The organism is Citrobacter sp. KTE151, assembly GCF_000398845.1.
Classification (GTDB): domain Bacteria; phylum Pseudomonadota; class Gammaproteobacteria; order Enterobacterales; family Enterobacteriaceae; genus Citrobacter; species Citrobacter braakii.
Window position 1 is genome coordinate 440,690 of the sequence record NZ_KB976066.1, and the last position, 18,546, is coordinate 459,235.

Genomic DNA, 18,546 nt, shown 5'->3' on the forward strand with positions numbered 1-18,546 from the left:
CATGAACCATAACGACACCATCGTCGCTCAGGCCACCCCACCGGGACGTGGTGGCGTGGGTATCCTGCGCATCTCCGGCCTGAAGGCGCGCGAGGTTGCAGAAACCGTACTGGGGAAACTACCAAAACCGCGCTATGCCGACTATCTGCCGTTTAAAGACGCGGATGGCAGCACGCTGGATCAGGGAATTGCCCTGTGGTTCCCCGGCCCGAACTCCTTTACCGGTGAAGATGTTTTAGAGCTTCAGGGCCATGGCGGTCCGGTGATTCTCGATCTGCTGCTCAAACGTATTCTGACCATTCCCGGGCTGCGCATTGCCAGACCGGGTGAATTCTCCGAGCGTGCGTTTCTCAATGATAAGCTTGATCTGGCCCAGGCAGAGGCAATTGCCGACCTGATCGATGCCAGCTCAGAGCAAGCCGCTCGCTCGGCGCTGAACTCGTTGCAGGGCGCATTTTCTGCACGGGTAAATCATCTTGTGGAAGCGCTCACTCACCTGCGCATTTACGTGGAAGCGGCGATCGACTTTCCGGATGAAGAAATCGACTTCCTGTCTGATGGCAAGATTGAAGCGCAGCTCAACAACGTTATCAGCGATCTCGATGCCGTTCGTGCCGAAGCGCGTCAGGGCAGCCTTCTGCGCGAAGGGATGAAGGTGGTCATTGCCGGTCGCCCAAATGCCGGGAAATCAAGCCTACTGAACGCGCTGGCAGGTCGTGAGGCGGCCATTGTGACCGACATTGCGGGTACGACTCGCGACGTACTGCGTGAGCATATTCATATCGACGGTATGCCGCTGCACATCATCGACACTGCCGGTCTGCGCGATGCCAGCGATGAAGTTGAACGCATTGGTATCGAACGCGCGTGGCAGGAAATTGAACAGGCCGACCGCGTTCTGTTTATGGTTGATGGCACCACCACCGACGCCGTGGACCCGGCTGACATCTGGCCAGACTTTATTGCCCGTCTGCCAGCCAAACTGCCGATTACCGTGGTGCGTAACAAAGCGGATATTACCGGTGAGACGCTGGGCCTTAGCGAAGTAAATGGCCACTCACTGGTTCGCCTATCCGCGCGTACCGGTGAAGGCGTTGACGTGCTGCGTAACCATCTCAAACAGAGCATGGGTTTTGAAACCAATATGGAAGGCGGCTTCCTGGCGCGCCGTCGTCACCTGCAGGCGCTGGCAGAAGCGGCGGAGCATCTCGAGCAGGGTAAAGCCCAACTGCTCGGAGCATGGGCCGGAGAATTGCTGGCAGAGGAACTACGTCTGGCGCAGCAGAACCTCAGTGAGATCACCGGGGAATTTACCTCCGACGATCTGCTGGGAAGGATTTTCTCCAGCTTCTGTATTGGCAAATAACGTTGTGTTGCCCGGTGGTGCGATGCCTACCGGGCCTACAGTACCCGTAAGTCGGATAAAGCAAAGCGGCTATCCGGCTACAAGTAATTTCCCATATGGAAATCACTGTTGTCCAAATGGCAACTCGTGCAGTTGACTCTCTGCCCGTATGCTTAGCGCCACATTCCTCATGAGGTCGCTATGACACGCTTTCTAATCTGCAGTTTCGCCCTGGTGTTACTCTATCCCGCGGGTATTGATATGTATCTGGTGGGGCTGCCCCGTATTGCTGCCGATTTACAGGCCAGCGAGGCGCAACTGCATATCGCGTTTTCGGTTTATCTGGCGGGAATGGCGACGGCGATGCTGTTTGCCGGGAAAATTGCTGACCAGTCAGGACGCAAACCCGTCGCTATTGTCGGCGCCCTCATCTTTATTTTCGCCTCTGCGCTGTGTTCATTCGCCGAAAGCGGTACGCCGTTTCTCACAGGCCGCTTTATTCAGGGCGTAGGCGCAGGCTGCTGCTATGTGGTGGCTTTCGCCATCCTGCGCGATACGCTCGATGATCGCCGCCGGGCGAAGGTACTGTCGCTGTTGAACGGTATCACCTGTATCGTGCCGGTACTGGCACCGGTGATGGGGCATCTGATTATGCTCAAATACCCGTGGCAGAGCCTGTTCTACACGATGATCGGTATGGGTGTGGCCGTTTGCCTGCTGTCAGTGTTTATCCTGCGAGAATCGCGCCCAGCGATGCTCCCGGCATCTGCAGAGAAGAACCACCTATCTGAATCGCTGGTGAACCGTTTTTTCTTAAGCCGTCTGGCCATCACCACTCTCAGCGTGTCGGTGATCCTGACCTTCGTGAATACTTCGCCGGTGCTGTTGATGGAAGTGATGGGCTTTGACCGTGGTGAGTACGCCACCACGATGGCCATGACCGCAGGCATCAGTATGGCGGTCTCGTTCTCTACGCCATTCGCCCTGAGCGTGTTTAAACCTCGCGTTCTGATGCTGACCTCACAAGTGCTGTTTCTGTCTGCCGGTGTGGTGTTAACTCTTGCCAGTACGCACATGGTGACGCTGTTTGGGCTGACCTTAATCTGTGCCGGGTTCTCGGTCGGCTTCGGTGTCGCGATGAGTCAGGCGCTGGGACCTTTCTCGCTGCGTGCGGGCGTTGCCAGCTCGGCGTTAGGTATTGCACAGGTTTGCGGTTCCTCGCTGTGGATATGGCTGGCGGCGGTGCTCGGTCTTGATGCGCTGAATATGCTGATCGGGATTCTGATTGGCTGTAGCATAGTGAGTATCATGCTGATTATCACTGTTGCCCCTAACCGGTCCACGCCAACTCATGAAGAAATCCCTCAGCAGTCTCGATCTTAATTTATTGCTCTGCCTGCAGCTGTTGATGCAGGAACGCAGTGTTACCAAAACTGCCAAACGGATGAACGTCACGCCGTCGGCAGTCAGCAAGTCGCTGTCGAAACTGCGGGCCTGGTTTGACGATCCACTGTTTGTAAACACCCCGCTGGGGCTAACGCCCACACCGCTGATGGTCAGCATGGAACAGAATCTGGCAGAGTGGATGCAGATGAGTAACCAGTTGCTGGATAAGCCACACCATGAAGCGCCGCGCGGGCTGAAGTTTGATCTGGTGGCCGAAACGCCGCTGGTGATGATCATGTTTAACGCGCTCTCCCGACAGATCTATCAGCGTTATCCCCAGGCTACTATCAAAATACGCAACTGGGACTATGATTCGCTGGATGCAATTATTCGCGGCGAAGTGGATATTGGCTTTACTGGCCGGGAAAGCCATCCGCGTTCGCGTGAACTGTTGAGTTTGCTGCCGTTGTCGATCGACCATGAAGTGCTGTTTTCCGATCTCCCCTGTGTCTGGCTACGTGAAGATCATCCGGCATTGCAGGAAGAGTGGAATCTGGACACATTTCTGCGCTATCCGCACATCAGCATTAGCTGGGAGCAAAGCGATACCTGGGCGCTGGATGAAGTCCTGCAAGAGATGGGGCGCGCGCGCAATATTGCGTTATGTCTGCCCGGTTTTGAGCAGTCGCTGTTTATGGCCGCCCAGCCGGATCACGCGCTGATAGCCACAGCTCCGGTTTATTGCCAGCGTTATAACCAACTCCACCAGCTTCCGCTCGTGGCGCGTCCTATGCCTTTTGATGCCGCGCAGCTGGAAAAAATGCGCGTACCGTTCACCCTTCTTTGGCACAAACGTAACAGTCATAATCCTAAGATCGTCTGGTTGAAAGACACCATCAAGGCGCTTTATCGCGATATGTCTTGACGTTGCACCGCCACTTTGTTGCTAAATCGACTATTCTGGCAACAGAAATGTAAATATCGCGTAATGTATTCTATTTCAGCTTACTTTTTGGGCAGCAAAGCCTGCCTGGATGCCGCGTAAATGTTACTCTGGTAATTATCACGGACCATTAATCACGGAGCGAAAAATGGCGACACATTTTGCCAGAGGGATTCTTACGGAGGGACACCTGGTTTCAGCTCGCCTCCCTTCTCCATGTCATATCGAAGCAAGAGATCTCCCCGCTCATCGCCGAACACGTTTCCTGGCTTCCCGAAGTTTACTCGCTGAACTGATGTTTATGCTTTACGGCACCAGTACGCTGCCCGAGATTGTTACTCAGGCCAAAGGTAAGCCCATTTTTCGCGATAAGAACCTGCCGGGATTTTCGATTTCTTATGCCGGGAATATCGTTGGCGTTGCGCTAACAACTGAAGGAACGTGCGGGCTGGATATGGAACTGCAGCGAGCTACCCGCAGCTTTCACCATCCGCATTCAACGGAAACATGGCGCTTCTCCAGCAACGAAAATCTGTGGATCAATAACCAAAACGACCCCAACGAAGCACGCGCGCAGCTCATTACGTTGCGCCAGAGCGTACTCAAACTCACCGGCGATGTAAGCAATGATGATCCGCACGAACTCCAGCTTTTACCCGGCGCAGGACGTCTGAAATGTGCACATGTTGCGCAGGTTGAAGCCATTTGCGATGCGGAAGATGTTCTGGTGTGGTCGGTTGCGGTTACGCCAACCATTGAAAAACTCAAGGTTTGGGAGTTTGATGGTAAACAGGACTGGAAAAGTTTGCCTGATATCCAGACCCGCGCCAATGAGCCTACGGGTCGTCTGATCCGGTTCTCTCAATTATGCGCAGCGAAGAGCCATACGCTTTGATTTAACCTTTATGATGAAACAGGAGTCACCATGTCAGAAACATTGAATGTTGTTACGTTACTGGGAAGTCTGCGCAAAGGTTCGTTTAATGGAATGGTTGCCCGTACGCTGCCCAAGATTGCTCCAGCAGGAATGGAAGTCAACGCGTTGCCATCAATTGGTGATATCCCACTGTACGATGCCGACCTCCAGCAGGAAGAAGGTTTTCCGGCAAGCGTAGAAGCGCTGGCAGAGCAAATCAGGAAGGCTGACGGTGTCGTCATCGTGACACCGGAATATAACTATTCCGTGCCTGGCGGACTGAAGAACGCCATCGACTGGCTGTCCCGCCTGCCGGATCAGCCATTATCGGGTAAGCCGGTGCTGATCCAGACCAGCTCCATGGGCGCCATTGGCGGCGCGCGCTGCCAGTACCATCTGCGTCAGATCCTGGTGTTCCTCGACGCCATGGTAATGAATAAGCCGGAATTTATGGGCGGTGTGATTCAGAACAAAGTGGACCCGCAGACAGGTGAAGTGATCGACCAAAGTACGCTGGACCATCTAACCGGCCAGCTGACCGCATTTGGCGACTACATCCAGCGTGTGAAAGCCTAAAAGAAAAAGCCCGCTGGCTGCAATGCCTGGCGGGCCGTATCCGGTTATCAAATTTGCCTGATGGCGCTGCGCTTATCAGGTCTACACGCCTCGCGCAGCACCGTCTCAGCGGCAATTAATGCGCGTCGATAAACACAATCTTCAACACAAACAGCAGTGCGACAACGATGACGCATGGGCTGAGATCGCGGAAACGTCCGGTACCGATTTTCATCACACAGTAGGAAATAAAGCCCAGCGCGATACCTTCGGTAATCGAGAAGCTAAACGGCATCATCACGGCGGTAATAAACGCCGGAACGGCTTCAGTCAGGTCATCCCACTTCACGCGCGACAGGCTTGATGTCATCAGGACGCCAACGTAAATCAGCGCACCAGCGGCCGCATATCCCGGTACCATTCCCGCCAGCGGCGACAGGAAGATAACCAACAGGAACAACAGGCCAACAACTACCGCGGTCAGGCCAGTACGTCCACCGACAGAAACCCCGGAAGAAGACTCGATATACGCGGTAACGGAAGAAGTACCGATAAACGCACCAGCAACCGATGACACGCTATCCACATACAGCGCCTGCTTCATGCGCGGAAACTTACCCTTCGCATCCGCCAGACCTGCTTTATCCGTGACGCCAATTAGCGTACCGGAGGAGTCGAACAGGTTGACCAGCATGAACGAAAAAATTACGCCCGCAAGACCAATGTTAAACGAACCAGCCAGATCAACATGCCCGATAACGGACATTACGCTCGGCGGCGCGGAGACGATCCCGTTGTAATGGACATCGCCCAGCATCCAACCCAGCAGCGTGGTCACAATGATAGAGATCAGTACCGCCGCATGGATGTTACGTGAAGCCAGAATCGCGATGATAAAGAAGCCCAGAATACCGAGCAGTACGCTGTGGGACGTCAGGTTGCCAATAGACACCAGGGTGTCTTGGTTGGCGACGATAACACCAGCGTTTTTCAGCCCCATCATGCCGATGAACAGACCAATACCGCTGGTGATCCCCACGCGCAAGCTAACCGGGATGTTGGCAATCATCCAATAACGTACGCGGAAAATCGTCAGTAGCAGCAGACCTACCGCGCCCCAGAAGATTGCGCCCATACCGATCTGCCATGACAGGCCCATCGCGCCAACGACCACGAAGGCGAAGAACGCATTCAGACCCATAGCAGGCGCAAGTGCGACCGGCAGGTTGGCAAACAGGCCCATCAGGATGCTACCAAATGCAGCAATCAGGCAGGTGGTCACAAAGACGGCGCTGGTATCCATGCCAGCCACGCCAAGAATTTGCGGGTTAACAAAAACGATATACACCATCGTCAGGAAGGTGGTTAAACCGGCGATCACTTCGGTCCGTGCCGTCGTGCCATGTTCGCGCAGTTTGAACACGCGTTCCAGCATCCCCTGGCCAGAAGCCTGGGTTGTGTGTTGTTGACTCATTATCAATTTCCGAACAAGGAGGGAAAATTCGTCGCTATCCTATACCAAAATGCGACAATAGGGTTGGGTTATGAGCAACTTTTTTCATTGATTTTGCTTATACGGCAACGATTGCGTCACCCAATAATGCATTACGAAAACGTTAAACTTGTTAAAACGGAAATGACATGTCCCAGATAGAAGCCGTATTTTTTGACTGTGACGGTACCCTTGTCGACAGTGAAGTGATTTGTTCTCGCGCGTATGTCAGCATGTTCCAGGCGTTCGGCATTACGCTCGATCTTGAAGAAACTTTTAAACGCTTCAAGGGGGTAAAGCTGTACGAGATCATCGACATTATCAACGAAGAGCACGGTGTCGAACTGGCAAAAGCCGAATTAGAACCGGTTTACCGCGCAGAGGTCGCACGTCTGTTCGATACGGAACTGGAGGTGATTGCCGGAGCCAATGCGCTGCTGGACAGCATGACCGTCCCTATGAGCGTGGTATCTAACGGTCCGGTCAGCAAAATGCAGCACTCTCTGGGTAAGCTGGGCATGTTGCACCATTTCCCTGATTTACTGTTCAGCGGCTACGATATTCAACGCTGGAAACCCGATCCGGCCCTGATGTTCCATGCGGCGAAAGCGATGGACGTTAACGTTGAGAACTGCATTCTGGTTGATGACTCCAGCGCAGGTGCGCAGGCGGGGATTGCTGCAGGGATGGAAGTGTTTTACTTCTGCGCCGATCCGCATAACAAACCAATCGATCATCCAAAAGTGACGACGTTTACCGATCTGGCGCAGTTGCCAGCGTTGTGGAAAGCGCGGGGTTGGAATATTACGCGATAACTGAAAGGCCGTATGGCGCTAACGCTGATCCGGCCTGCATGTCTTGTAGAGCGGGTAAGCGTTAGCGCCACCCGCCACAAATATCACTCTTTCGGATCTTTGCCCGCCAGCAGCTTATCCAGCTCATCACCGCCCACGTGACGGAAGTCTTGTCCCTTCACGAAGTAGAAGATGTATTCGCAGATATTCTGGCAACGGTCACCAATACGCTCGATGGAGCGCGCGCAGAACAGCGCGGTCAGCACGCTTGGAATGGTACGCGGGTCTTCCATCATGTAGGTCATCAGCTGACGCACGATACCTTCATACTCCTGGTCGACTTTCTTATCTTCGCGATAAATACGTACCGCTTCGTCAAGATCCATACGCGCAAACGCATCCAGCACGTCATGCAGCATTTGTACGGTGTGACGACCCAGTGATTCCAGGCTTACCAGCAGCGGCTGATGCTGTTGAGAAAATTTCTCCAGCGCGGTGCGGCAAATTTTATCCGCAACGTCGCCAATACGTTCCAGCTCAGCGATCGTTTTGATAATCGCCATCACCAGACGCAAGTCACTGGCGGTCGGCTGACGCTTGGCAATGATACGCACGCAGGCCTCGTCGATCGCCACTTCCATCATATTGACGTTCTTATCGCCCTCAATGACGCGCTTCGCCAGCTCACTGTCCTGATTGTGCATGGCGGTAATCGCATCAGAAAGCTGCTGCTCGACCATGCCACCCATGGTCATCACCTGGGTACGGATGCTTTCCAGCTCTGCATTGAACTGGCCGGAAATATGTTTATTAAGGTTAAGATTATCCACAACAAGCTCCTGAATCAGCCGTAACGACCGGTGATGTAGTCTTCAGTTTGTTTCTTCGCGGGCTTGGTGAACAGATCGTCCGTGTTACTGAACTCAATCAACTCGCCCAGGTACATAAATGCCGTGTGATCGGAACAACGCGCAGCCTGCTGCATGTTGTGGGTAACGATAACGACGGTGTAATCCTCTTTCAGCTCAGTGATCAGCTCTTCAATACGCCCGGTAGAAATAGGGTCGAGCGCTGAACACGGCTCATCAAGCAGAAGCACTTCCGGGCGAATGGCGATCCCACGCGCAATACACAGACGCTGCTGCTGACCACCGGAGAGAGAGTACCCGCTCTGGTGTAATTTATCTTTGGTTTCGTTCCACAGTGCGGCCTTGGTCAATGCCCACTGCACACGCTCGTCCATATCCGCTCGAGAGAGTTTCTCAAACAGACGCACGCCAAAAGCGATGTTGTCGTAGATGGACATCGGGAACGGCGTCGGCTTCTGGAATACCATGCCCACTTTGGCACGCAGCAGAGCGATATCCTGAGTGTTGGTGAGAATATTGTCGCCATCCAGCAGGATTTCGCCTTCCGCACGCTGTTCCGGGTACAGTTCAAACATTTTATTGAACGTACGCAGCAACGTCGATTTACCACAGCCTGACGGCCCGATAAACGCCGTTACCTGGTTTTTGGCAATATCCAGGTTGATGTTCTTCAGGGCATGGAACTTGCCATAGTAGAAGTTCAAATCACGAACCTGAATCTTACCCGGGGCAGTATCAACCATACTCATTTCAATCTTTTCCTCATCATGCCTGATGGCGCGCAGCTTTCAGGCCTACAAATGTCTTCAATCGTAGGCCGGATAAGGCGTTTACGCCGCCATCCGGCACTTCGTCTTAACCGTGTTTCTTCTTCGCGAAAATGACGCGCGCCAGAATGTTCAGCAGCAGTACGCACAGGGTAATAATCAGTACCCCGGCCCAGGCCAGTTGCTGCCACTCAGCAAACGGGCTCATCGCAAACTTAAAGATAGTGACCGGCAGGTTGGCGATAGGCTGCATCATGTCGGTGCTCCAGAACTGATTGGAGAGCGATGTAAACAGCAGCGGAGCCGTTTCACCTGCGATACGTGCAATAGCCAGTAAAACGCCTGTAATGATGCCTGAGACAGAGGCCTTCAGGGTGATTGCAGAAATCATCTTCCATTTCGGCGTACCCAGCGCATAGGCGGCTTCACGCAGGCTATCCGGTACCAGCTTGAGCATGTTCTCCGTGGTACGAATAACAATGGGCACCTGCAGCAGCGCCAGCGCGATAACGCCCGCCCAGCCGGAAAAGTGCTCCATTTTTGCTACCACGATGGTGTAAACGAACAGACCGACCACGATTGATGGCGCAGAAAGCAGGATGTCGTTGATAAAGCGGATCACCTCAGCCAGCCAGGACTTGCGTCCGTACTCAGCCAGGTAGATGCCCGCCATAATACCAAGCGGTGTACCAAACACGGTCGCCCACAGAATTAACAGTCCGCTACCGGCCAGGGCATTCGCCAGACCACCACCAGCCGTATTCGGCGGAGGTGTCATTTCGGTGAACAGTGCCAGTGACATACCGTCAATACCGCGGGTGATCGTGGACATCAGGATCCAGATAAGCCAGAACAGACCGAATGCCATGGTCGCCATAGAGAGCGTCAGCGCAATGCGGTTCTTCAGACGACGACGCGCCTGCATTTTACGGCGGGATTCCGCAAGCGCAGCGGTGTTTTGCATTTCAAGCGTAGCCATTAGCGTGCCCCCTCGTTTTTCGCAAGGCGCATGATCATGAACTTAGACGCCGCCAGCACGATGAAGGTAATCACAAACAGAATCAGGCCCAGTTCCATCAACGCGGCAACGTGCAGTCCTGATTCCGCTTCGGCAAATTCATTCGCCAGCGCAGAAGTAATACTGTTGCCCGGCATGTACAGCGAGGCACTATCGAGCTGGTAGGTGTTACCGATGATGAACGTCACCGCCATGGTTTCACCCAACGCGCGGCCCAGACCGAGCATCACGCCGCCGATCACACCGTTTTTGGTGAACGGCAGGACGATGCGCCAGATAACTTCCCAGGTAGTACAACCGATGCCGTAGGCTGACTCTTTCATCAGCACCGGCGTTTGTTCGAACACATCGCGCATAACCGCCGCAATGTACGGGATGATCATGATGGCGAGGATCACGCCAGCGGCCAGAATACCGATACCAAATGCCGGACCCGCAAACAGCGCGCCAACAAACGGAATGTTGGAAAGGATGTTCCCGACCGGTTCCTGGAAGTAAGTCGCAAACAGCGGGGCAAAGATAAACAGGCCCCACATGCCGTACACGATACTCGGAATTGCCGCCAGCAATTCAATAGCGATACCCAGCGGGCGACGCAGCCAGCCAGGAGCAAGTTCAGTCAGGAATAAGGCTATGCCAAAACTCACCGGAACGGCGATCAGCAGTGCGATAAGCGAGGTGACCAGCGTACCGTAAATCGGTACTAATGCACCGTAGATATCGTTTGGCGCATCCCATTCTTTAGTCCACAGAAAGGAGAAGCCAAATTTCTGAATGCTTGGCCAGGAGGAGATAACCAGAGAGACAATAATGCCACCCAACATCAATAGCACAATCAGCGCAGCCAGTTTTACCAGCGCGCTGAATATCATGTCACCTTTTTTACCCGGTGGGTTCAAAGCAGGCTTGGTTGCAGCCATAAATCACTCTTTAAGTTTGGGCCAGGAAGCACGCATTTTATCGTGCTTCCCGGCTAACGTAATGCCATACCCTAAATAATTCGAGTTGCAGCAAGGCAGCAAGCTTGTGAATACCCAGTCACATAGATTCACTATGTGACTGGGGTGAACAAGCACAGCCAACACAGCTGCGGCTCGAAGTATGACGGGTATTTAGTACAGCGCTTTACCGCTGCTGTCCTTCACGTTGGTCTTCCATGCAGCACGAATCTGCTCAACCACGCTGTCCGGCAGGCTGGCGTAATCCAGGTCATTAGCCTGTTTGCCACCATTTTTGTACGCCCAATCGAAGAACTTCAGCACTTCAGCGCCCTGCTCAGGTTTCTTCTGCTCTTTATGCACCAAGATGAAGGTGGTGGAAGTGATCGGCCACGCATCGTCACCTTTCTGGTTAGTCAGATCCTGAGCGAAGGTTTTGCTCCAGTCAGCGCCTTTTGCAGCGTTGGCAAAGTTTTCTTCGGTCGGACTTACCGGTTTGCCATCAGCAGAGACCAGCTTGGTGTACGCCAGGTTGTTCTGCTTAGCGTAAGCGTACTCAACGTAGCCGATAGAACCCGGCAGACGCTGTACGAACGCAGCGATACCGTCGTTACCTTTACCGCCCAGACCGGTCGGCCAGTTAACGGTAGAGCCGGAACCAATTTTAGATTTCCACTCTTCGTTCACTTTCGCCAGGTAGCTGGTGAAAACGAAGGAAGTACCGGAACCGTCAGCACGACGCACAACGGCGATATTCTGAGAAGGCAGCTTCAGACCCGGGTTCAGTTTGGTGATGGCTTCATCATCCCACTTCTTAATTTTACCGAGGTAGATGTCGCCCAGCGTTTTACCGTCCAGCACCAGTTCGCCGGATTTCAGGCCAGGGATGTTCACCGCCAGCACCACACCACCGATAACAGTCGGGAACTGGAACAGGCCTTCTTGAGCCAGTTTCTCGTCAGACAACGGTGCGTCAGAGGCGCCGAAATCAACGGTATTGGCCGTAATTTGTTTTACACCACCGGAGGAGCCGATACCCTGGTAGTTTACTTTGCTACCGGTCTCTTTCTGATAGGTATCTGCCCATTTGGCATACACTGGCGCAGGGAAGGTTGCACCTGCACCTGTCAGGCTCGCTGCTGCAAACGCAGAAAACGCGCTCATGGATAAGGTCGCGGCGACAACAGTTGCGACAGTGGTACGCATAACTTTCATAATGTCTCCTGCACGGTTTTCGTAAATCGTTGTTTGAGTTGCTACTGTGAGCAAAATAGGACAAACAGGTGACAGTTAAATGTACGAAATATGACAGTTTTATGACAATGAAAAACTTGGGAAGTTTTTTATCTAAAAATACATTTAAAACAGAATGTTAATCACCATCATGACAATAACATTTCGCTGAAATTTTCTTTTTATGACACTGAAAACAGTAGTTGAAGATGACGGTTTGTCACATAAAACAGGCGGGATAATTGATTAAAAACAGAACAAGCTAAAAAAATGCCCCGCTTGTGGACTGCACCCCAAAAGTTGGACACCCAACTGACTAAGGTGCAGTTTTTTATGGCAAAGCCAAAATATTCCCTCGAAACCAGATTAGCTGTAGTTAATCATTACCTTGCCGGACTCGATGGCACACATCGTACCGCTGAACGTTTTGGTGTTGAAAGAACATCGGTGCGACGCTGGGTAAGAGCCTGGCAACTTCACGGTATTGATGGTATTACCTGGAAAAATGACCGCCATTCACCGTCGTTTCGGATTGCTGTAGTCCGGACTGTACTCGCTGAAGAACTTTCCATGCGCGAGGCCGCCGCACGGTTTAATATCTCAACCGAAACCGTTGTCCGGCACTGGGTTAATGTTTACCAGGATGCTGGTGAGAAAGGACTTCTGAGGATAAAACAGGGCCGGAGCAAGGACATGAAAAAACCTAAAAAATCATCTCCACTTACCGATGCTGCACTGGAAACGTTATCGCCCGAAGAACTACGGGCTGAACTCCGTTACCTGCGTGCAGAGAATGCCTACCTAAAAAAGCTGAAGGCCTTAGTTCAAAGCGAGAAAAACGGCAAAAAGCCGCAATAATCAGTGAGCTAAGGCTGGAGTATGCGCTCAGTGATCTTCTGCGTGCCGCGGGTATGTCCCGCAGCACGTGGTATCACAATATGAACGCGCTAAAGCGCATGGACAGGCATGCCGGACTGAAAGATAAAATAAGAGAGATTTACCACTATCACAAAGGACGTTATGGCTACCGCAGGATCACGCTCTCGCTGAAAAAACAGGGGCTGCTGGTGAACCATAAAACAGTGCAACGACTGATGGCAGAGCTGTCGCTCCGGTCCCTGATAAGGGTGAAGAAATATCGTTCCTGGAAAGGCGAAACTGGCAGGGCAGCGCCCAATATACTGAACCGGAACTTCGGCGCGTCAAAAGCCAACGAAAAATGGGTTACAGATGTTACTGAGTTCTCGGTACAGGGTAAAAAGCTGTACCTGTCACCGGTTCTTGACCTGTTTAACCGGGAGATTATCTCCTACAGCCTGTCGGAAAGGCCGGTGATGGAGATGGTTAATACGATGCTGCACGATGCGTTCCTGAAGCTCAGCCCGGAAGATAGCACGCTGCTGCACTCGGATCAGGGCTGGCAATATCGAATGGAAGGTTATCAGGCCAGGTTAAAGGCGAAGGGCATGACGCAGAGTATGTCGCGTAAAGGGAACTGTCTGGACAATGCGGTGATGGAGAACTTCTTCGGGACGCTGAAATCGGAATGTTTTTATCTGAGTCAGTTCAGCAGTGTCAGCGAACTAAGGAAGGCGATAGAGAGCTATATCCATTACTACAACAACGAACGAATAAGCCTGAAATTAAAAGGCCTGAGTCCGGTAGAATACCGAACCCAGGCTCTGAAAGCCGCTTAACATGAACTGTCCAACTTTATGGGGTCAGTCCACTTGCAGCAGGGCATTTTCAGTTCAGTTAAGTGCGGATTACTCTACGGTAACCGACTTTGCCAGGTTACGCGGCTGGTCCACGTCGGTGCCTTTAATCAGCGCCACGTGATACGCCAGCAACTGCAGCGGAACGGTGTAGAAGATCGGTGCAATCACCTCTTCCACATGCGGCATCTCAATGATGTGCATGTTTTCGCTGCTGGTAAAGCCAGCATCCTGGTCCGCAAAGACGTACAACTGACCGCCACGAGCGCGAACTTCTTCAATGTTGGATTTCAGTTTTTCCAACAGTTCGTTGTTCGGTGCAACTACGATAACCGGCATATCGGCATCAATCAGCGCCAGCGGACCGTGTTTCAGTTCGCCTGCAGCATATGCTTCAGCGTGAATATAAGAGATCTCTTTCAGCTTCAGCGCGCCTTCCAGCGCAATCGGGTACTGATCGCCACGCCCCAGGAACAGCGCATGGTGTTTGTCTGAGAAACCTTCCGCCAGAGCGGCAATGCGTTTGTCCTGAGACAGCATCTGCTCAATACGGCTCGGCAGTGCCTGCAGACCGTGAACGATCTCCTGCTCAATAGACGCATCCAGGCCTTTCAGACGAGACAGTTTCGCCACCAGCATCAGCAGAACGGTCAATTGGGTGGTAAATGCTTTCGTCGAGGCCACACCGATTTCGGTACCGGCATTGGTCATCATCGCCAGGTCGGATTCGCGCACCAGAGAAGATCCCGGTACGTTACAAATAGCCAGCGAGCCCAGATAGCCCAGCTCTTTAGATAAGCGCAGACCCGCCAGGGTATCCGCCGTTTCACCGGACTGGGAAAGGGTAATCATCAGACTGTTACGACGCACGGCGGATTTGCGATAGCGGAACTCGGAAGCGATTTCGACATCACAAGGAATACCAGCCAGCGATTCAAACCAGTAGCGGGACACCATACCGGAGTTGTAGGACGTACCGCAGGCGATAATCTGGATATGCTCAACCTGAGACAGCAACTCGTTGGCACGTGAACCCAGTTCGCTTAAATCCACCTCACCGTGACTAATGCGACCGGTCAGCGTATTTTTAATTGCGTTCGGCTGTTCGTAGATCTCTTTCTGCATGTAGTGGCGATAAATACCTTTTTCGCCCGCGTCATACTGCAGATTCGATTCGATATCCTGACGCTTCACTTGTGCGCCAGACTTGTCGAAAATAGAGACAGAACGACGGGTCACTTCTGCGATGTCACCTTCTTCCAGGAAGATAAAGCGACGGGTTACCGGCAGCAGCGCCAGCTGATCGGAAGCGATAAAGTTTTCCCCCATCCCCAGACCAATCACCAGCGGGCTACCTGAACGGGCCGCCAGCAGCGTTTCCGGGTTACGGGTATCCATGATCACCGTGCCATAGGCACCGCGCAACTGTGGAATAGTACGCAGTACGGCTTCACGCAGCGTACCACCCTGTTCCAGTTCCCAATGCACCAGGTGAGCAATCACTTCGGTGTCGGTTTCAGAAACAAAGGTGTAACCACGGGTTTTCAGTAGTTCACGCAGAGGTTCATGGTTTTCAATGATGCCGTTATGCACCACAACAATGTGTTCAGAAACATGGGGATGCGCGTTCGCTTCTGAAGGTTCACCGTGTGTCGCCCAACGGGTATGAGCGATACCTGTACCACCATGCAGCGGATGTTCTTCCGCGGCAGCAGTCAGCATCTGCACTTTACCCAGACGACGCAGACGGGTCATGTTGCCTTCAGCATCGACAACGGCCAGACCAGCAGAGTCATAACCACGATATTCCAGACGACGTAAACCTTCGAGAAGGATTTCAGCTACATCACGCTGCGCGATAGCGCCAACAATTCCACACATATTTTTTGATTCCGAATTTAGGCATTTGCCTGTCGTTGTCGCTGACCTGTATTTGCCCTTTCCGGGCGCCCCGAGCCTTGTAGAGAGTGGGGTTATTTTTATGGTACTGCTTGTTGAGCGGAGGATTATGTTATCCCCTCATCTCTTGTCTGCCTGATGGCGCTTACGCTTATCAGGCCTACAGAACGTCACCGCACGTAGGCCACCATCCGGCAAAAATCACTTACTTCTTCTTCACCGGACGCTGCCAGCCCTGTTTATGGACCTGAGGTACACGGCTTAATACCAGTTCGTTATCGGCGACATTACGCGTTACGGTAGTGCCAGCAGCGATGGTGGCACCTTTACCCACGGTGACAGGCGCCACCAACTGAGTATCAGAACCCACAAACACATCATCACCAATAATGGTTTTAAACTTATTGGCACCATCGTAGTTGCAGGTAATCGTACCCGCGCCGATATTCACGTTATCGCCAATTTCCGCATCGCCCAGATAGGTCAGATGACCAGCTTTAGAACCTTTACCCAGACGCGCTTTTTTCATTTCGACGAAGTTACCCACGTGCGCGCCTTCCTGCAGCTCAGCACCCGGGCGCAGACGCGCGAATGGACCGATGGTGCAAGCGGCTTCCAGATGGGCATCTTCCACCACACTGTATGGGCTAAGCTCACAACCTTCACCAATCACGCTGTTTTTGATGATACAGCCAGCACCAATCTTGACGCGATCCCCAACGGTTACGTTACCTTCAATGATAACGTTAGTATCAATTTCAACATCGCGCCCGTGAATAAGCGTACCGCGAAGATCAAAACGTGCAGGATCGCGCAGCATCACGCCCGCCAGCAACAGTTTCTCTGCTTGCTCAGATTGATAAACACGCTCCAGACGGGATAACTGAAGACGGTTATTCACCCCTTCTGTTTCGCTAATACGTGCCGGATGTACCGCAGCAATTTCGCGTCCTTCCTGATACGCCATCGCAATGATATCGGTGATGTAGTATTCACCCTGCGCATTGTTATTGGTGAGTTTGGACAGCCAGCGCTTCATATCCGCGCCATTGGCAATCAGAATACCAGTGTTGATTTCCTGGATTTGGCGCTGCTCGTTAGTTGCATCTTTATGCTCGACGATACCGGTGACGTTACCGTTCTCACGCGTAATACGCCCATAGCCGGATGGATCATCCAGTTTTACCGTTAACAGGCCGATGCCGCCCTGCGGTTTAGCATCACGCAGGCTACGTAAGGTATCGGTAGAGATCAGCGGCACATCGCCATAGAGCATCAAAATGTCTTCGTCATCACCAAAGAATGGCGCTGCCTGCTGCATTGCATGGCCGGTCCCCAACTGCTCTGCCTGCAGAATCCAGTTTAGATTGCCATCTTTCAGCGTCTGCTTAAGCAAATCACCACCGTGCCCGTAGACCAGATGTACGTGAGTCGCACCTAATTCATTAGCGGCATCAATGACATGCTGAACCATCGGCTTTCCTGCGAGGGTATGCAGCACTTTAGGGAGATCGGAATACATACGCGTGCCTTTGCCTGCGGCAAGGATCACGACGCTCATAGCATTATTCAACATACACGTCCTGACTGTAATTTGAGAACGAATTTATACCGTTTCACATTGAAAATACTACATTTTTTTCATCGTGAAATGGACCGAAAATAAAACGTTCAATCGGGATAATTTCCCCTCTGATAACACTCTATTTTCGTCTATTTCGGCGTCTTTTGTCTCCCAAAACCAGGAGTCTGCTCTTATTAAAGCCTTAGGTTAATGTTTTTGCTATTTTTTTACTGCATGAATAAAGAGTTACAAAAGAAAAGTACAATTTTATTAATGTGATTCAGCGAGAAGCAGAAAAAACAGACAGGGAAAATAGAGTTTTAAAAGGGAAGAGGACAAACGATAAAGCGGAGGAGTGGGATTTAATAACAACTGGCGCGTGCTGATAACCGTATGAAGCATCGCGCCACAGAGCAGGTCGGGAAGACTAAACTTCCATGCTGCTGAAAAGGGCGATGATTTTATTAATCAGTTTCATGTTGCTATCCTGTTTTTATCTGAGTTAATTATGTGACACACATCACACAAAAAAGAGTCTACGCCTCATTTTTTAACCGATCAATATTTTTGTGATATAAATCACAAAATAATAAAACGGCTTTTTAGTTCCACTTTCACTGAAACAAAACCATAAAAAAAGCCAGCCTGGCAACCAGACTGGCTTTTGTGCTTTTCAAGCCGGTGTTACATCGCTTTTTTGGTCAACTCGATAACGCGCAGTTTCGCGATCGCTTTGGCCAGTTCCGCAGATGCCTGAGCGTAATCCACGTCACCATGAGAGCTCTTAATGTGCTCTTCAGCCTTACGCTTCGCTTCCAGGGCTCTCGCTTCATCGAGATCCTGTCCGCGAATCGCGGTATCAGCCAGAACGGTCACGCTGCCAGGCTGCACTTCGAGAATGCCGCCAGACAGATAGATAAACTCTTCATGACCGAACTGTTTAACGATGCGGATCATACCAGGCTTAATGGCGGTGAGCAGCGGTGCGTGACCCGGGAAAATACCCAGTTCACCTTCGCTACCCGTTACCTGGATTTTTTCGACCAGACCAGAGAACATTTGCTGCTCTGCGCTGACGACGTCCAGGTGGTAAGTCATTGCCATATCACCCT

General features: G+C 52.1%; 16 protein-coding genes. 7 read left to right on the forward strand and 9 right to left on the reverse strand.

Annotation, left to right across the window (positions count from 1 at the left end):
- Position 1 precedes the first annotated feature (1 nt).
- From mnmE to WC7_RS02245, 5 genes are all read left to right on the forward strand, one after another.
- Positions 2-1,366 carry a tRNA uridine-5-carboxymethylaminomethyl(34) synthesis GTPase MnmE gene (gene mnmE / locus WC7_RS02265; protein ID WP_016155071.1) on the forward strand — a complete coding sequence of 455 codons (1,365 nt, stop codon included), beginning with the start codon at positions 2-4 and terminating at the stop codon, positions 1,364-1,366.
- Positions 1,367-1,546: 180 nt separating this feature from the next.
- Positions 1,547-2,728, forward strand: coding sequence for an MFS transporter (locus WC7_RS02260; RefSeq protein ID WP_016155072.1), 1,182 nt, complete (start codon positions 1,547-1,549; stop codon positions 2,726-2,728).
- A complete protein-coding gene (gene yidZ / locus WC7_RS02255; RefSeq protein ID WP_016155073.1) occupies positions 2,697-3,656 on the forward strand; it encodes an HTH-type transcriptional regulator YidZ in 960 nt (319 codons plus the stop codon). The genes WC7_RS02260 and yidZ overlap by 32 nt, the downstream gene beginning before the upstream one ends.
- Before the next feature lie 166 nt (positions 3,657-3,822).
- The gene (locus WC7_RS02250; protein ID WP_016155074.1) at positions 3,823-4,569 is read left to right on the forward strand and encodes a 4'-phosphopantetheinyl transferase family protein; all 747 of its coding nucleotides are present in this window, start codon (positions 3,823-3,825) and stop codon (positions 4,567-4,569) included.
- Between the two features lie 30 nt (positions 4,570-4,599).
- Positions 4,600-5,166 carry an NADPH-dependent FMN reductase gene (locus tag WC7_RS02245; protein ID WP_003827046.1) on the forward strand — a complete coding sequence of 189 codons (567 nt, stop codon included), beginning with the start codon at positions 4,600-4,602 and terminating at the stop codon, positions 5,164-5,166.
- Positions 5,167-5,281: 115 nt separating this feature from the next.
- On the opposite strand, the gene adeP is transcribed toward WC7_RS02245, so the two are convergent.
- Entirely contained in the window at positions 5,282-6,619 is a 1,338-nt protein-coding gene (gene adeP / locus WC7_RS02240) for an adenine permease AdeP (RefSeq protein ID WP_016155075.1), read from the reverse strand.
- A 167-nt stretch (positions 6,620-6,786) separates the two neighbouring features.
- Here adeP and yieH point away from each other — a divergent pair, with 167 nt between their 5' ends.
- A complete protein-coding gene (gene yieH, locus WC7_RS02235) occupies positions 6,787-7,452 on the forward strand; it encodes a 6-phosphogluconate phosphatase (protein WP_016155076.1) in 666 nt (221 codons plus the stop codon).
- An 83-nt stretch (positions 7,453-7,535) separates the two neighbouring features.
- On the opposite strand, the gene phoU is transcribed toward yieH, so the two are convergent.
- From phoU to pstS, 5 genes are all read right to left on the reverse strand, one after another.
- Entirely contained in the window at positions 7,536-8,261 is a 726-nt protein-coding gene (phoU, locus tag WC7_RS02230) for a phosphate signaling complex protein PhoU (RefSeq protein ID WP_003023824.1), read from the reverse strand.
- A gap of 14 nt (positions 8,262-8,275) precedes the next feature.
- On the reverse strand, positions 8,276-9,049 hold the full coding sequence (gene pstB, locus WC7_RS02225) for a phosphate ABC transporter ATP-binding protein PstB (protein WP_003023821.1): 774 nt from the start codon (positions 9,047-9,049) through the stop codon (positions 8,276-8,278).
- A 106-nt stretch (positions 9,050-9,155) separates the two neighbouring features.
- The gene (pstA, locus tag WC7_RS02220; RefSeq protein ID WP_016155077.1) at positions 9,156-10,046 is read right to left on the reverse strand and encodes a phosphate ABC transporter permease PstA; all 891 of its coding nucleotides are present in this window, start codon (positions 10,044-10,046) and stop codon (positions 9,156-9,158) included.
- On the reverse strand, positions 10,046-11,005 hold the full coding sequence (gene pstC / locus WC7_RS02215) for a phosphate ABC transporter permease PstC (protein WP_016155078.1): 960 nt from the start codon (positions 11,003-11,005) through the stop codon (positions 10,046-10,048). Before pstC ends, pstA begins: the two co-directional genes overlap by 1 nt.
- A gap of 192 nt (positions 11,006-11,197) precedes the next feature.
- Complete coding sequence (gene pstS / locus WC7_RS02210) at positions 11,198-12,238, reverse strand: phosphate ABC transporter substrate-binding protein PstS (protein WP_016155079.1); 1,041 nt, start codon at positions 12,236-12,238, stop codon at positions 11,198-11,200.
- Between the two features lie 351 nt (positions 12,239-12,589).
- On the opposite strand from pstS, the gene WC7_RS26880 reads away from it, so the two are divergent.
- A protein-coding gene (locus WC7_RS26880) for an IS3 family transposase (protein ID WP_155849795.1) occupies positions 12,590-13,953 on the forward strand; the annotation gives its coding sequence in 2 pieces (ribosomal slippage) (positions 12,590-13,067 and positions 13,067-13,953; 1,365 coding nt in all).
- A gap of 69 nt (positions 13,954-14,022) precedes the next feature.
- Here WC7_RS26880 and glmS read toward each other — a convergent pair.
- The 3 genes from glmS to WC7_RS02185 all read right to left on the reverse strand — a co-directional run bounded on the left by glmS (position 14,023) and on the right by WC7_RS02185 (position 18,538).
- Positions 14,023-15,852: a glutamine--fructose-6-phosphate transaminase (isomerizing) gene (gene glmS / locus WC7_RS02195; protein ID WP_016155081.1), complete on the reverse strand. Its 1,830-nt coding sequence runs from the start codon at positions 15,850-15,852 to the stop codon at positions 14,023-14,025.
- Positions 15,853-16,075: 223 nt separating this feature from the next.
- The gene (gene glmU, locus WC7_RS02190; protein WP_016155082.1) at positions 16,076-17,446 is read right to left on the reverse strand and encodes a bifunctional UDP-N-acetylglucosamine diphosphorylase/glucosamine-1-phosphate N-acetyltransferase GlmU; all 1,371 of its coding nucleotides are present in this window, start codon (positions 17,444-17,446) and stop codon (positions 16,076-16,078) included.
- A 672-nt stretch (positions 17,447-18,118) separates the two neighbouring features.
- Entirely contained in the window at positions 18,119-18,538 is a 420-nt protein-coding gene (locus WC7_RS02185) for a F0F1 ATP synthase subunit epsilon (protein WP_003023809.1), read from the reverse strand.
- Positions 18,539-18,546: the final 8 nt, after the last annotated feature.

Coding starts and splice junctions, on each gene's coding strand:
- mnmE (WP_016155071.1), top strand. CDS start 2: ATGAACCATAACGACACCATCGTCGCTCAGGCCACCCCACCGGGACGT.
- WC7_RS02260 (WP_016155072.1), top strand. CDS start 1,547: ATGACACGCTTTCTAATCTGCAGTTTCGCCCTGGTGTTACTCTATCCC.
- yidZ (WP_016155073.1), top strand. CDS start 2,697: ATGAAGAAATCCCTCAGCAGTCTCGATCTTAATTTATTGCTCTGCCTG.
- WC7_RS02250 (WP_016155074.1), top strand. CDS start 3,823: ATGGCGACACATTTTGCCAGAGGGATTCTTACGGAGGGACACCTGGTT.
- WC7_RS02245 (WP_003827046.1), top strand. CDS start 4,600: ATGTCAGAAACATTGAATGTTGTTACGTTACTGGGAAGTCTGCGCAAA.
- adeP (WP_016155075.1), bottom strand. CDS start 6,619: ATGAGTCAACAACACACAACCCAGGCTTCTGGCCAGGGGATGCTGGAA.
- yieH (WP_016155076.1), top strand. CDS start 6,787: ATGTCCCAGATAGAAGCCGTATTTTTTGACTGTGACGGTACCCTTGTC.
- pstB (WP_003023821.1), bottom strand. CDS start 9,049: ATGAGTATGGTTGATACTGCCCCGGGTAAGATTCAGGTTCGTGATTTG.
- pstA (WP_016155077.1), bottom strand. CDS start 10,046: ATGGCTACGCTTGAAATGCAAAACACCGCTGCGCTTGCGGAATCCCGC.
- pstC (WP_016155078.1), bottom strand. CDS start 11,005: ATGGCTGCAACCAAGCCTGCTTTGAACCCACCGGGTAAAAAAGGTGAC.
- pstS (WP_016155079.1), bottom strand. CDS start 12,238: ATGAAAGTTATGCGTACCACTGTCGCAACTGTTGTCGCCGCGACCTTA.
- glmS (WP_016155081.1), bottom strand. CDS start 15,852: ATGTGTGGAATTGTTGGCGCTATCGCGCAGCGTGATGTAGCTGAAATC.
- glmU (WP_016155082.1), bottom strand. CDS start 17,446: ATGTTGAATAATGCTATGAGCGTCGTGATCCTTGCCGCAGGCAAAGGC.
- WC7_RS02185 (WP_003023809.1), bottom strand. CDS start 18,538: ATGGCAATGACTTACCACCTGGACGTCGTCAGCGCAGAGCAGCAAATG.